This is a genomic window from Streptomyces sp. NPDC050658 (genome assembly GCF_044457025.1).
Lineage (GTDB): Bacteria > Actinomycetota > Actinomycetes > Streptomycetales > Streptomycetaceae > Streptomyces.
This window is the reverse complement of sequence record NZ_JBITGM010000007.1, coordinates 395,494-409,212: the sequence shown is the minus strand read 5'-3', so window position 1 is coordinate 409,212 and position 13,719 is coordinate 395,494. Positions and strand designations below refer to the sequence as shown.

Annotated in this window: 13 protein-coding genes; 4 read left to right on the top strand and 9 right to left on the bottom strand. The window is 71.3% G+C overall.

The features are described 5' to 3' along the window. Positions 1–187: 187 nt before the first annotated feature. Complete coding sequence (locus ACIBKX_RS25720; protein ID WP_363276475.1) at positions 188–670, top strand: SRPBCC domain-containing protein; 483 nt, start codon at positions 188–190, stop codon at positions 668–670. A gap of 18 nt (positions 671–688) precedes the next feature. On the opposite strand, the gene ACIBKX_RS25715 is transcribed toward ACIBKX_RS25720, so the two are convergent. The 3 genes from ACIBKX_RS25715 to ACIBKX_RS25705 all read right to left on the bottom strand — a co-directional run bounded on the left by ACIBKX_RS25715 (position 689) and on the right by ACIBKX_RS25705 (position 2,465). Further along, positions 689–1,315, bottom strand: coding sequence for a YoaK family protein (locus tag ACIBKX_RS25715; RefSeq protein ID WP_399376155.1), 627 nt, complete (start codon positions 1,313–1,315; stop codon positions 689–691). A gap of 74 nt (positions 1,316–1,389) precedes the next feature. Continuing rightward, on the bottom strand, positions 1,390–1,806 hold the full coding sequence (locus ACIBKX_RS25710; RefSeq protein WP_363276476.1) for a hypothetical protein: 417 nt from the start codon (positions 1,804–1,806) through the stop codon (positions 1,390–1,392). A 212-nt stretch (positions 1,807–2,018) separates the two neighbouring features. Next, positions 2,019–2,465 carry an SPW repeat protein gene (locus tag ACIBKX_RS25705; protein ID WP_363276477.1) on the bottom strand — a complete coding sequence of 149 codons (447 nt, stop codon included), beginning with the start codon at positions 2,463–2,465 and terminating at the stop codon, positions 2,019–2,021. 197 nt (positions 2,466–2,662) lie between these two features. Between ACIBKX_RS25705 and ACIBKX_RS25700 the strand changes: the two genes are divergently transcribed. From ACIBKX_RS25700 to ACIBKX_RS25690, 3 genes are read left to right on the top strand one after another with little or no spacing between them, the layout of a single operon-like run. Then, positions 2,663–3,343, top strand: coding sequence for an ABC transporter permease (locus ACIBKX_RS25700; RefSeq protein WP_363276478.1), 681 nt, complete (start codon positions 2,663–2,665; stop codon positions 3,341–3,343). Next, complete coding sequence (locus ACIBKX_RS25695; RefSeq protein ID WP_363276479.1) at positions 3,340–4,020, top strand: ABC transporter permease; 681 nt, start codon at positions 3,340–3,342, stop codon at positions 4,018–4,020. The genes ACIBKX_RS25700 and ACIBKX_RS25695 overlap by 4 nt, the downstream gene beginning before the upstream one ends. Beyond that, positions 4,017–4,961: an ABC transporter substrate-binding protein gene (locus ACIBKX_RS25690; RefSeq protein ID WP_399376120.1), complete on the top strand. Its 945-nt coding sequence runs from the start codon at positions 4,017–4,019 to the stop codon at positions 4,959–4,961. The genes ACIBKX_RS25695 and ACIBKX_RS25690 overlap by 4 nt, the downstream gene beginning before the upstream one ends. A 21-nt stretch (positions 4,962–4,982) precedes the next feature. Here ACIBKX_RS25690 and ACIBKX_RS25685 read toward each other — a convergent pair whose 3' ends face one another. The 6 genes from ACIBKX_RS25685 to ACIBKX_RS25660 all read right to left on the bottom strand — a co-directional run bounded on the left by ACIBKX_RS25685 (position 4,983) and on the right by ACIBKX_RS25660 (position 13,633). After that, a complete protein-coding gene (locus ACIBKX_RS25685; protein WP_363276480.1) occupies positions 4,983–6,146 on the bottom strand; it encodes a betaine/proline/choline family ABC transporter ATP-binding protein in 1,164 nt (387 codons plus the stop codon). Positions 6,147–6,168: 22 nt separating this feature from the next. Next, the gene (locus ACIBKX_RS25680) at positions 6,169–6,804 is read right to left on the bottom strand and encodes a lactate utilization protein C (RefSeq protein WP_363276481.1); all 636 of its coding nucleotides are present in this window, start codon (positions 6,802–6,804) and stop codon (positions 6,169–6,171) included. Beyond that, positions 6,801–8,294, bottom strand: a complete 1,494-nt coding sequence (locus tag ACIBKX_RS25675) for a LutB/LldF family L-lactate oxidation iron-sulfur protein (protein WP_363276482.1) — start codon at positions 8,292–8,294, stop codon at positions 6,801–6,803. Before ACIBKX_RS25675 ends, ACIBKX_RS25680 begins: the two co-directional genes overlap by 4 nt. Next, entirely contained in the window at positions 8,291–9,061 is a 771-nt protein-coding gene (locus ACIBKX_RS25670) for a (Fe-S)-binding protein (protein ID WP_363276496.1), read from the bottom strand. Before ACIBKX_RS25670 ends, ACIBKX_RS25675 begins: the two co-directional genes overlap by 4 nt. A 102-nt stretch (positions 9,062–9,163) precedes the next feature. Then, on the bottom strand, positions 9,164–10,333 hold the full coding sequence (rhaI, locus tag ACIBKX_RS25665; protein ID WP_363276483.1) for an L-rhamnose isomerase: 1,170 nt from the start codon (positions 10,331–10,333) through the stop codon (positions 9,164–9,166). Positions 10,334–10,435: 102 nt separating this feature from the next. Continuing rightward, complete coding sequence (locus tag ACIBKX_RS25660) at positions 10,436–13,633, bottom strand: alpha-L-rhamnosidase (RefSeq protein WP_363276484.1); 3,198 nt, start codon at positions 13,631–13,633, stop codon at positions 10,436–10,438. Positions 13,634–13,719 lie beyond the last annotated feature (86 nt).

Here is a 13,719-nt window from a genome sequence, read left to right as displayed (position 1 = left end):
TCCGGGCCCCCACACGATCGGCCGCGACCGCACCCCCGAAGTCACCGCACCCCCGGCAACCCGGCGCACACCGCCCCGCCTCCCGCGTCCGCTCGCCCCACGCCCCGGCACCCACGCCCCGCGCGCCGTCGACAGAACCGGGCGTGATGCCCGAAATCACGCCGACCGGCTTGCTACGTTGACGCGTATGTACGCGACGCGGGTCTCCCGCCACGTGAATGCCCCGCGCCCCGCGGTCTACCGGGCACTGGTCGACGCGGAGGCGATCGCGCGCTGGCGGGTGCCGACCGGCATGACCGGCCACGTGCACGTGTTCGAGGCCCGCGAGGGAGGGGAGTTCCGCGTCTCGCTGACGTACGACGCGTCCGACGACGCGTCGTACGGCGCGGGAAAGTCGTCCTCGCACACCGACACGTACCAAGGCCGTTTCGCCCGTCTCGTGCCCGACCGCGAGGTGGTCGAGGTCTTCGCGTTCGAGACCGCGGATGCCGAGCTGCGCGGCACCATGACGATGACGACGACACTCACCGACGGCCCGGACGGCGGCACGGACGTATTGATCGTGCACGAGGGGCTTCCCGACGCCATCCCGGCGGCCGACAACGAGACGGGTACGCGGATGGCCCTCGCCCATCTCGCCCGGCTCGTCGAGGGCGGCGAACTTCCTTAGCCCGCCCCGCGAACTTCTTCAGCCCGTCCCGCGAGCCGAGCGTGCCGCCGCCAGTGCCGCCGCCAGCGCCACGGCGCAGAGCAGTGCCAGGGCGGGTGCCAGCGCGGCGGGGGTGCCATGGCGGAGCTGGAGCAGGGCGCCCGTCAGCGCTCCGGTGAACATCGCGAGGACGGACGCGGTTCTGCGCAGCGTCGCGGGGCCGGGGCGGTCGGCGGCCAGGCCGGTCAGGGTGCGGGTGAGGACGGTCGTGGTCAGGTCGGCGACGGCGAGCCGGTGGACCACGGCGTTCTGCAGGCCCATGCCGAGCGCCAGGAGCACGATCAGCACATGCCGGACGTCGTCGGCGAGGCCGGTCAGGAGCGCCGCCGCCACCAGCACGGCGTGCGCGGCGACGAGCAGCGCGAACAGCGGCTCACGGCGCGCGACCCGTGGCGCGATCCGCCCGCCCGCCCACGCGCCCGCCACGAACGCGCCGAGCGCGAGCAGCGACGCCGTGGCGGACAGCTGGGTGTCACCCGCCAGCGCGAAGCCCAGGAAGACCACGTTCCCGGTCATGTTGGCGACGAAGACGTGGTCGAGACCGAGGAAGCTGGCGGCGTCCACGAGCCCGGTGACGAACGTCAGCAGGAGGAGCAGCGCGGGCAGTTCGCCGTGCCGCTCCGGATCCTCGGGGAAGAGCCGGGCGGAGGCCCGGCCGAGCGGTGTTCCCCGACGGGGCGTCAGCGTTCCGTCCCCTGCCCGAGGGTGCCCGCGCGACGCTCCCAGCCGACCTTCCCGAGGGGTACCTCGCCGTGGCAGGAGGCCCACACCTCGTCGCCGTTGCGCAGGTGGACCTCGACCGTCCCGACGAACAGCTCCGGCAGATTCACCTCTGTGGTCACCGGGTCGCTCGCGTCGCGCAGCGTGCCGGCGGTGGCCGCGACCTGCTGCTGCCCGGAGGGGACGGTGACGGACACGTAGTACGTCGTGTTCCGGGTCGCGCTGTCGGCGGTGCCCCGCACCAGACAGCCGCCCGCGCCGGCCGAGTACGTCGTGTCGTCCGCGGCGGCGACCGCGGCCTGCGAGGGGGCGAGGGCGGCGAGGCCGCTGAGGGCGAGCGCGGCGCAGGCCGCGGCGAGGGGGCGGTGAGGTCGCACGGTGGTTCTCCTGTCGCAGTGATCGTGACCGGGACACCGTTACCGGACGTGCCCCCGAATCCCCGCGCTCCCGCGACCGTTCGCACCGACAACGACCCGAAAGGGCAGCCCTCACCCCCCTGAACGGAGGTCAGGCCGCCGTCACTTGGGCGACCTGAGGCGACGGGCGACGGCTCCCGGCGGGTGGTCCGGCCGGGAGCCGCCGTACTACGTCAGGGTGCGTTCGCCTGTCGGCCCTCCTTCGATGCCGCCGCGCTGCACACGAGGCCCAGCAGGACGGTGAGACCGCCGATGATCACGTTGGTGAGGATGACTCCGGTGTCGGGGCTGTCGCCGACGACCCACGGCGAGACGATCATCCACACGCCCATGGCGCACATGGCCCAGCTCAGGCTGTACATCCTGGCCGGAGTGACGGTGAAGCCGATCCCCAGCAGGCCGATCGCGATACCCATGATCAGGTTGTGCGTCGCGAGGGTGGGCTGGTTGGCGGCGAAGTGGACCGTCCAGGGGGATATGGCACAGAAGAGGCCCGTGAGGAACACGGGTCCGTCAACGAGCGCCACATCGTGACCGCCGAGAACGCGGGCGTACCGGTCCCGCATCTCGGATACATCGGGGTGAGAGGTGATGTCACCCCTGTGTGAGACGTCGGCCATGAGACTCGTCTCCTCTGATTCGAGCAGGCCTGACCAGATGGCGCGGCATAGGCGCCACGCATATCCATATTGCGCTTATTTTTTCTTTATGTGTAGTGGTGGCCCCGGGGAGGCCTCCTGCGCGGTGGTGGCTTCCGCGGCGCCCGTATGGGCCACCAGAACGCGCCGAGCCCCGGCCGCACCGCTGGAATGGACGAATGACCGCGCCCCCGGACGACTGCCTCGCGCGCAACGAGTGGATCTGCGGCCAATATCTGAGCACCCGCCGCCAGATCATCCTCGACGCGGTCGTCCAGCACCTTGAGCTGACGGCACTCTCCATCGCCATCGCGCTGGTCGTCGCCGTACCGCTCGCCGTCCTCGCCCGCCGCTGGTCGCTCACGGCGGGCCCGGTGCTCGCGCTCACCACGGTCCTCTACACGATTCCCTCGCTCGCGATGTTCTCGCTGCTGCTCCCCGTGTACGGCCTGTCCGCTTCCCTCGTCGTCGCCGGACTCGTCCTGTACTCGCTGACGCTGCTCGTCCGCAACATCCTCGCCGGCCTGCGCGCCGTCCCCGAGGACACCCGGCAGGCCGCCCGCGGCATGGGCTACGGACCGGTCCGGCTGCTGCTCACCGTCGAACTCCCGCTCGCCCTGCCCGCCGCGATGGCGGGACTGCGGATCGCCACCGTCTCGGCGGTCTCCCTCGTCACGGTCGGCGCGATCGTCGGCTTCGGCGGGCTCGGCAACCTCATCTACTCCGGCATGAACACGTACTTCAAGGCGCAGGTCCTCACCGCGTCCGTGCTGTGTGTGGTCATCGCCGTCGCCGCCGACCTGCTGCTGCTCGGCGTACAACGGATCCTCACTCCCTGGACACGGGCGGCCCGCTCATGAACACCCTCAGCGATGCCTGGCAGTGGCTCACCGACGCGGCGCACTGGTCCGGAGACGACGGCATCTGGCACCGCCTCACCCAGCATCTCGTCCTCACGGTCGTCTGCCTGCTGATCAGCTGTCTGATCGCGCTGCCCGTCGCCCTCGTCCTCGGCCACCTCGGCAAGGGCGGGGCGCTCGCGGTGAACATCTCCAACGTCGGCCGCGCCGTACCCACCTTCGCCGTCCTCGTCCTGCTGCTCCTGACCCCGCTTGGCCGCTGGGGCGAGGGACCCACTGTCGTGGCGCTCGTGCTGTTCGCCGTGCCGCCGCTGCTCACCAACGCGTACGTCGGCATGCGCGGCGTCGACCGCAGCGTCGTCCAGGCCGCGCGGGGCATGGGCATGACGGGACGGCAGATGCTGTGGCGCGTGGAGCTGCCGCTCGCGATGCCGCTGGTGCTCAGTGGCGTACGCATCGCCGCCGTGCAGCTCGTCGCCACCGCGACCATCGCGGCGCTCGCCGGAGGCGGAGGCCTCGGCCGGATCATCACGGCGGGCTTCAACCTCGCGAGCACACCGCAGGTGGTGGCGGGCGCCGTCCTCGTCGCCGTGTTCGCGCTCGTCGTCGAGGGACTCTTCGAGATCGGCGAACGGCTGGCGCCCGCATGGGCCCGGGGCAAGGGGCGAGCGGGATGAGGCGGCGCACGGCCTCGGGCCTCATGGCCGCCCTGGCGCTGCTCCTGTCCGGCTGCGTCTCGGGACCGTCCCTGGAGAACCAGGGCGAGGTCACCGCGCCGCCCGGCGACAGCCGCCACCTGGTCGTCGGCTCGGCGGGATTCACCGAGAGCGACCTGCTGGCCCAGATGTACTCCCTGCTCCTGAAGAAGGCCGGATACGGCGCCGAGATCCTCTCCGTGGCCAACCGCGAGCTCTATGAACCCGCCCTGGAATCCGGGCAGATCGACGTCGTCCCCGAGTACGCGGCGACGTTCGCGGACTGGCTCAACGCCAAGAAGAACGGCGCCGACGCGAAGCCCGTCGGCTCGCCCGACCTCGACACCACCATGCGGGCCCTGCGCGACCTCGCGACACCCCGCGGCCTCACCGTCCTGCCGCCCGGCCGGGCGGTCGACCAGAACGCCTTCGCGGTCACCGCCTCCTTCGCCCGGCAGCACGGCCTCAAGACCCTCAGCGACCTCGGCAGGTCCCGCCTTCCGGTGCGGCTCGCCGCGGGCGACGAATGCGTGCAACGCCCGTACTGCGAACCGGGACTGAAGAAGGTCTACGGCATCGACATCACCGGCGTCGACCCGAAGGGCGTCGGCACCACCCAGGCCAAGAAGGCCGTGCAGAGCGGCCAGGACCAGATGGTCCTGACGACATCGACGGACGCCACCCTCGACGACTTCGGCCTCGTCCTCCTGAAGGACGACAAGAACCTCCAGAACGCCGACTACATCGTCCCGGTCGTCAACCGCTCCCGCGCCGGCAGCGAGGGCGTCGCGAAGGCGCTCGGCCGGCTGAACTCCGTCCTGACGACGGCGGACCTGGCGTCCATGAACGAACAGGTGGACAGCTGGCGCAGACTCCCGCAGGACGTGGCGCGGACGTACCTGGAGGAGAAGGGCCTGCTGTGACCGCCGATCTCGCCGCCCCGGCTACGCGTCCGCCACCGAGTCGAACTCCACCTGGTCCCGCGGCACGCCCTGCGCGTCCGCGTCGACCGAGCGGCGCAGCGCCTCATGCAGCTTCGCCGGAGTCAGCACGCCGAGGAAGCGGGCCCCTTCGAGGACCGCCACCCAGCCCGCGTCGTGCTGCAGCATCACGCCGAAGGCCTGCTTCAGCGGGGCGCCGACCGGGACCCAGGCGTTCATCCGGTGGGCGAGGTCGCCGACCCTGCCGTCCTGCCCGGCCAGCGACACCTCGTCGACGCCGACCCAGCCGTGCAGATCACCGTGCTCGTCCAGGACGACGGCCCAGCGCTCGCCCTGGTCGCGCAGCCGCGCGGCGGCCTGCGCGGCGGGCTCGTCGAGCCGGGCCACCGACGGCTGCTCCAGGTCGTCGGCCTGGATCTCCGTGACCGAGAGCCGCTTCAGGCCCCGGTCGGCGCCCACGAACCCGGCGACGTACGGCGTGGCGGGAGTGCCGAGCACCGCCCCGGGGGTGTCGAACTGCTCGATGCGCCCCTGCCCGTACACCGCGATCCGGTCGCCGAGCCTGACCGCCTCCTCGATGTCGTGCGTGACCAGCAGGACCGTCTTGCGGACGGTCGCCTGCATCCGCAGGAACTCGTCCTGCAACTGCTCCCGCACCACCGGGTCGACCGCCCCGAACGGCTCGTCCATGAGGAGGACGGGCGGATCGGCCGCCAACGCCCTGGCCACGCCCACGCGCTGGCGCTGACCGCCCGACAGCTGCTCGGGATAGCGCGAGCCGTACGTCTTCGGGTCGAGGCCCACCAGGTCGAGCAGCTCCGCCGCCCGTGCCCTGGCCCGGCCCTTCTTCCAGCCGATCAGCGCGGGCACCGTCGCCGTGTTGTCGAGGATCGTGCGGTGCGGGAAGAGACCCACCTGCTGGATGACGTACCCGATGCGGCGGCGCAGCCGCACCGGGTCGACGTCCGCGATGTTCTCGTCGTTCACGAAGATGCGGCCCGCGGTCGGTTCGATGAGCCGGTTCACCATCATCATCGTGGTCGTCTTGCCGCAGCCGGACGGGCCGACGAGCGTGACCAGTTCGCCCTCGCCGACCTCGAAGGAGAGGTCGTCCACGGCCATCGTGCCGTCCGGATAGCGCTTGGACACCTGCTCGAACCGGATCATGCCCTCACGCTAACCGCGCCCCTCACACTCCGCTCACCAGCACCACCTCCAGGGTGCGCGGACCGTGCACGCCCTCCACCCGGTCCAGTTCGATGTCGCTGGTCGCGGACGGTCCGGAGATCCACGTCAGCGGGCGGGCGGGGTCGAGCCGTTCGAGTGCCAGCGGCACGGAGCCGACCACCTGGTCGGGGACGCGGATGACGCAGATGTGGTGGTCGGGTACGAGCGTGATGCGCCGTCGGCCCTGGTCCGGGCTGCCGTCGAGCACGATGGTCCCCGTCTCGGCGACGGCGACCGCGCAGCCGGTGACGACACTGTCCACCGCGCCGAGTTCCGCGGCGGTGTGCGCGGCCAGATCCCCGACGCGGTCCGGACCGCCGGAGGGCAGCCAGCCGGCCGGCAGCGCGGGCGGCACGAGCACGCTGCGCGAGCCGCGCTCGGCGAGCAGCCGCCCGAGCAGTTCCGGCAGCTCTTCGGCGTCCGCTCGGTGCACGATCGCCCGGTAGTCCGCGAGGTTCTCGGCGAGCAGGTCGACGGTCTGCCCGGTGGTGCGGTCGCCGTGCTCCCGCAGATACGGGCGCTCGATCGGACCGTCCTCCTTCGGTACGTCGGCGAGGGCGCGCCGCACCCGGCCCAGGACCAGATCCCTGCTGCTCACTTGCCGCTCCTCCGTGCCGTGCCGCCGTTCGTCCGCTGCCACCAGTCGCGGAAGGGCTCCGCCGGCACCTTCGGTACGTCCCGTGTCGCGCTCCACGCCCGTCCGGGGCCGGGCAGCGCGCGGGGGTGGACGCGGCGGGTGCGCGAGGCGAGCCGCTGGCCCGCGCGCAGGGCCCCCGGCCGGCCGAACGCCCAGCCCGCGGCGCGCATCGCGGCCCGCTCGGCGGCGTGTCCCTTCGCGGGCCGCAGGGTCACCTTGGTGCCGTTCCTGACCGCCTCGCCGCCCTGCACGACCCGCTCGCGGAGGTGGACGAGGACTTCGGGGATGTCGATGGCGACGGGGCACACTTCGTAGCAGGCGCCGCACAGGGACGAGGCGTAGGGCAGCGACGCGTCGATCTCGCTCTGGGTGCCGCGGAGTTGGGGGCTGAGGATGGCGCCGATGGGGCCGGGGTAGACCGAGCCGTAGGCGTGGCCCCCGGCGCGTTCGTAGACGGGGCAGACGTTGAGGCAGGCCGAGCAGCGGATGCAGCGCAGGGCCTGGCGGCCGACCTCGTCGGCGAGGGTGTCGGTGCGGCCGTTGTCGAGCAGGACGAGGTGGAAGGTCCGTGGGCCGTCGGCCGTCTCGGAGTCCGTCGTGCCGGTCCACATGGACGTGTACGGGTTCATCCGCTCGGCGGTGGAGGAGCGGGGCAGGGTCTGCAGGAAGACCTCCAGGTCCTGCCAGGCCGGGACGGTCTTCTCGATGCCGACGACCGAGATCAGCGTCTCGGGCAGGGTGAGGCACATGCGGCCGTTGCCCTCGGACTCGACGACGACGAGCGTGCCGGTCTCGGCGACCATGAAGTTCGCCCCGGAGATGCCGACCTTGGCGCGCAGGAATTTCTCCCGCAGGTGCAGCCGGGCGGCCTCGGCGAGTTCGGCGGGGGTGTCGGTCAGGCCGTCCGGCGCCGGGCGGCCCCACTCGCTCATCTCCTTGGCGAAGATGTCGCGGATCTCGCCGCGGTTGCGGTGGATGGCGGGGACGAGGATGTGGGAGGGGCGGTCCTTGCCGAGCTGCACGATGAGTTCGGCGAGGTCGGTCTCGTAGGCGTGGATCCCGGCCGCTTCGAGGGCTTCGTTGAGGCCGATCTCCTGGGTGGCCATGGACTTGACCTTGACGACCTCGGTTTCGCCGGTGGCCTTGACCAGTTCGGTGACGATGCGGTTCGCCTCGTCGGCATCCGCCGCCCAGTGCACGATGCCGCCCGCGGCGGTCACCGACTCCTCCAACTGGACCAGATACCGGTCGAGATGGCGCAGCGTGTGGTCCTTGATCCGCTTGCCCGCCTCGCGGAGCTCCGCCCAGTCGTCGAGCTCGGCGACGGCCTTGGCGCGCTTGTCGCGGATGGTGTGCGTGGCATGCCGCAGATTGGCGCGCAGGGTCTGATTGCCGACGGCCTCGCGCGCGGCCCGGGGGAAGGCGGGCATGCCCACGAACGTTCCGCTCATGCCAGGGGCTCCTCTTCGGTGCTCGCCAGGATCTCCGCGATATGGATCGGCCGCATGCCGCTTCTGAGGCGGGTCATCGTCCCCCCGATGTGCATCAGGCAGGAGTTGTCCGCCGCGCAGAGCACATCGGCGCCGGTCGACTCGGCGCTGCGGACCTTGTCCGTGCCCATCGCCGCCGAGACGTCGGAGTTCTTCATCGCGAAGGTGCCGCCGAAGCCGCAGCACTCCTCGGCGCCCGGCAGCTCCCGCAGCTCAAGCCCCTTCACCGACCTGAGCAGCCGGGCCGGCCGGTCACCGAGGCCGAGCGAGCGCAGGCCGTGGCAGGTCGGGTGGTACGTCACCGTGTGCGGGTAGTACGCCCCGACGTCCGTCACGCCGAGGACGTCCACCAGGAACTCCGTCAGCTCGTACGTCTTCGGCACGACGGGAGCCAGCGCCGTCGCGAGCCCGTCGCCCCGCCCCTCGGCCCGCGCCCGCTCTCCCATCCGGGGATACAGCTCACGGACCATCGCCCCGCACGAACCGGACGGCGTCACGATCGCGTCGTACCCACCGTCCCCATCGCCACCGAAGACATCGGAGAAATGACGGGCGAGCGGCTCCGCCTGATGGCGATAGCCGGTGTTGTAGTGCGCCTGCCCGCAGCAGGTCTGCGCCAGCGGGAAATCGACCTCAACTCCCAGCCTGGTCAGCAGTTTCACCACCGCACGGCCCGTGTCCGGATACAGCGTGTCGTTGACACACGTCAGGAACAGGGCGACACGCATCGCGGGTTCCTCCTCGTCGATCATCGGATGGATGCAGCGTATGCGCTCCGCTCGCGTTACGGGAGACAGTGCGGGGCCGCAGTGTTCACCCCGTCATGCCGCTCATGCCCCCCATCCGGCCTGCTCGCCGCCGACCCGGTCCTTGACGATCTGCTCCTGCCATCCTGACCGGTGATACGCCGCGACGGGATCAGGGGCGAGCCCCGACTCCGCCCTGACTTCCGCCAGTAGGGGGCGCACATCGGTGTTGTACGCGTCCATCAGCACCGCGTTGGCCGCCAGCACATCACCCGTGCGCTGTGCCTCGGCCAGCGCGTCCGCGTCGACGAGGAGCGCCTTCGCCGTGGCCTCCTGCACGTTCATCACCGAGCGGATGATCGCCGGGATCTTCGCCTCGATGTTGTGGCACTGGTCGAGCATGAAGGCGACGTCGGAGCCGAGGCCGCCGCCGCGGACGACCTCGTACATGATCCGGAAGAGCTGGAAGGGGTCCGCGGCGCCCACCATCAGGTCGTCGTCCGCGTAGAAGCGCGAGTTGAAGTCGAAGCCGCCGAGCTTCTGCTCCCGCAGCAGGGTGGCCACAATGAACTCGATGTTGGTGCCGGGGGCGTGGTGGCCGGTGTCGACGACGACCCGCGCCTTCGGGCCGAGCTTCAGGCAGTGCGCGTACGCCGTGCCCCAGTCGGGGATGTCGGTCGCATAGAAGGCCGGCTCGAAGAACTTGTACTCGATGAGCATGCGCTGGTCGTCGCCCAGCCGTTCATAGACGGTCCCCAGGGCCTGTGAAAGGCGGTCCTGGCGGGCGCGGATGTCGTCCTGGCCGGGGTAGTTGGTGCCGTCGGAGAACCACAGCTTGAGGTCGCGCGAGCCCGTGGCGTCCATGATGTCCACGCACTCCAGGAGGTGACCGACCGCCTTGCGGCGCACCGCCGGGTCGGGATTGGTGACCGAGCCAAGCCGGTAGTCGTCGTCCTGGAAGACGTTGGAGTTGATCGCGCCGAGCCCGAGGCCCCGCTCGGCGGCGTACGCGGCGAGGGCCGGGTAGTCGTCGACCCGGTCCCAGGGGATGTGCAGGGCCACCGTGGGGGCCACGCCCGTGTGGGCGTGGACGCGCGCGGCGTCGTCCAGTTTCTCGCGGGTCGTGCGGGGGACGCCTGGCTGCGCGAAGACCTTGAAGCGCGTGCCGGAGTTGCCGTACGCCCAGGACGGTGTCTCCAGGGCCTGGGTGGTGAGTGCCGCCTTGACGGCTTCCTTGCTGGTACCGGCGGTCATCGCGCAGCCTTCCGACTTCGGTCGAGATGTCGAGATATCGAGATGCAGAGATGTCGAGATGGGTGGTCAGCTGACTCAGTTGGGTCAGTTGGATCGGTTGGGTCAGCTGGAGAATCGGTGCGTCCCGGAGGGCGCGGCGAAGACGGCGCAGCCGTCCTCCATCCGCAGGAACTCCGCGGTCTCGTGGGTCACCTGAGATCGCCTGGCGGCCGGGATCCACACCTCCGCCGTGGTGTTGGCGGGGAGCGTGAGCGTGAGCCGGAAGCCCTCGGAGTCCGTCTTCCAGTGGGTGGCGATCGGGCCGTAGAGCGCGTCGAAGCGGCCCTCCGCCTCGGTCACCCCGGCGCCGGGACGCGGCCGGACCAAGACCTTCCGGAAGCCCGGCTCGGCCGGGGCGATGCCCGCGATGTTCGCGTACATCCACTCGCCCACCGAGCCGTAGGCGTAGTGGTTGAAGGAGTTCATGCCGGCGTCCTGGAAGCTGCCGTCCGGCTTGATGGAGTCCCAGCGCTCCCACATCGTGGTCGCGCCCTTGTCGATCTGGTAGCCCCAGCTGGGGAAGGAGCGCTGGGCGAGCAGCCGGTGGGCGACGTCCGCGTGGCCGGTGGCGGTGAGCACGGGGAGCAGGCGCGGCGTACCGAGGAAGCCCGTCGACAGGTGCCATCCCTTGGACTTGACGAGCTCCACGAGGCGGGCGGCCGCCGGTGCGCGGTCGCCGTCGGCGAGCAGGTCCATCGACAGGGCCAGGACGTACGCGGTCTGCGTGTCGCCCTTCACCCGGCCGCCGCCCGTCACGTACGCCGCGCGGAAGGCGTCCCGGACGCCGCCGAACAGCTTCGTGTACGGCGCCGGATCCTTGCCCAGCGCCTCGGCGACCCGCGCGACCAGGTCGGCGCTGTGCGCGAAGTAGGCGGTGCCGATGACGTCCTTGGGGGTCTCGTCCTGGATGTTGAGCCAGTCTCCGTAGCCCTCGGCGGGGCGCAGATAGCCGCTGCTGTGCTTCTCCAGGTAATCGAGCCACTTCAGCATCGACGACCAGGACTGTTCGAGTACGCGCTTGTCCCCGTAGGCCTGGTACAGCGCCCAAGGGACGGTGACCCCGGCGTCGCCCCAGCCCGCCACGCCCATGCCGACCGGGCCGATGTACGGAGCCACGTCCGTGAAGGCGCCGTCCGCGGACTGGCCGTCGCGCAGGTCGTCGAGCCACTTCGTGAGGAAGCGGGCCGACTCCATCGTGTAGGCGGCGGTCGGCGCGAAGACGTTGATGTCGCCGGTCCAGCCGAGGCGCTCGTCGCGCGCGGGGGTGTCGGTGGGGATGGAGAGGAAGTTGCCGCGCTGCCCCCAAGTGATGTTGCTGTGCAACTGGTTGAGCATGGGGATGTTCGTCTTGAAGTCCATCGTGAACGGCGCCGACGTGTGGATCACGCGGCCCACGACCGCCTCGCGCGGGGGCGTCCCCGGATAGCCCGTGACCTCTACGTAGCGGAAGCCGTGGAAGGTGAAGCGCGGCTCGTACGTCTCCGTGCCGGTGCCCTTGAGCGTGTAGGTGTCCGTGGCCCGCGCGGTGCGCAGATTCGCCGTGTAGAGGGTGCCGTCGGGGTTGAGGACCTCCGCGTGCCGCAGCCGGACCGTCGTACCGGCCTTCCCGGAGACGGTGAGCCGGGCCGCGCCGACCATGTTCTGGCCGAGGTCGAAGACGAAGACGCCGGGCTTCGGTTCGGTCACCTTCCGGGCGGACAGCTCGCTCTCCACGCGCGCGTGCCCGTCGATCTGCGCGACGACCGCGGCGGTCACCTTGTCGACGGCGTCGGCGGCGACCCAGTCCGAGTCGTCGAACCCGGCGCGCGTCCAGCCGTCGGTCTCAAGCCGGGCGTCGTAGTCCTCGCCCGACATGAGGTCCGCGCCCGTGACCGGTCCCGTGGCGGCGCGCCAGTCGGTGCCGGACACCACACTGTCCCGGGACCCGTCGGTGTACGTGACCTCCAACTGGGCCAGGAGCGCGGGCTGTTCGCCGTACTGGTGCGGCCCGAACCAGCCGATGCTGCCCGCGTACCAGCCCGCCGCCAGCGTCACGCCGAGGGCGTTGGCTCCGGACTTGAGCTGCCCGGTGACGTCGTACGTCTGGTACTGGACGCGCTTCTTGTAGTCGGTCCAGCCGGGTGCCAGGCGGTCGTCCCCGACGCGCTCGCCGTTGAGGTGGGCGTCGTAGAGGCCCAGGGCCGTCGCGTACAGGCGGGCCCTGGCGACGGTCTTGCCGCGCGGCAGGCGGAACTCGTGGCGCAGCTGGGCAGCGGGGGAGTGGCTCGGGGCGACCTTGCCCCACGGGCCGCCGCCCCAGGGGGCGAGGACCTTCGCCGCCGGCCAGGACCCGTCGTCGTAACCGGCCGACCGCCAGTCGCCCGAGGGCTCCTTGTCGGTGGTCTTCCACGTGCCGTCGGTGCTCACGACGCGCACGCCGTCGGCGGTCGTCAGCTCGAGGAGGCCCAGCAGACCGGCGGGCCCCGTGGTGGCGTTGGTGGCGGACACGGCGATGAGCGCCGTGCCGGTGCCGAGGTGGTCGGTCACGTCGACCAGTGCGGGGCGGCGCCAGTTGTCGGCTGCGCTGTCCGCCTCGGCGTGGGCCACGCGCGTGCCGTCGACGTACGCCGTGTAGCCGTCGTCGGCGGTCATGACGAGCCGCGCCCGTGTGACGCCTGCGGGGAGTTCGACCCGGCCGCGGAACCAGCGGGTGGCCGCCGGTGCGCTGCTCGCCGGGTCGCCCTCGGGGAACCAGACCCACGAGGCGTCGTCCAGGGCGGGCGCCCCGATGAGCGAGGCGGGCGCTCCGATCCACCGGGCCGACCAGTCGGACGTGGCGGAGAGCCCCGTCTCCCACCAGGAGGGCTCGCTCCAGGCGGAGGCCCTGCCCGCGGTGTCCCAGACCCGCACCGACCAGTGGTAGCGGGTGCGCGGCTTCAGTTCGGGCCCCGCGTACGGGACGAGGACCGAATCGCCCGAGGTGACCTTGCCGCTGTCCCAGACGTCGGGGTCGGCCAGGCGGCCCGGAGAGGTGGCGACACGGACCTGGTAGGCGCTCTGGGCCTGGCCCTCCTTGTCGGACGCCAGCGGCCAGCTCAGCCGGGGGCGCGGCACGTCCAGGCCGAGCGGGTGTCTCACGTACTCGACGGTCGGTCTCGTGACCCGCAGGGCGCGGGTCGAAGCGGACGGGGCGGCGACGGCGGACGGGACGGCCCCGGCGGTCACCGCCGTCCCCAGGGCGGCGGTGGCGGTGGTGCTGAGCAGTCGTCTTCTGCTGATCACAACTCGACTCCGTAACGACTCGACGATGAATCGTTTCACGTGTGGTGAAGCTAGGGATAGTGATCGGTGCTGTCAAGGGTCTTGGA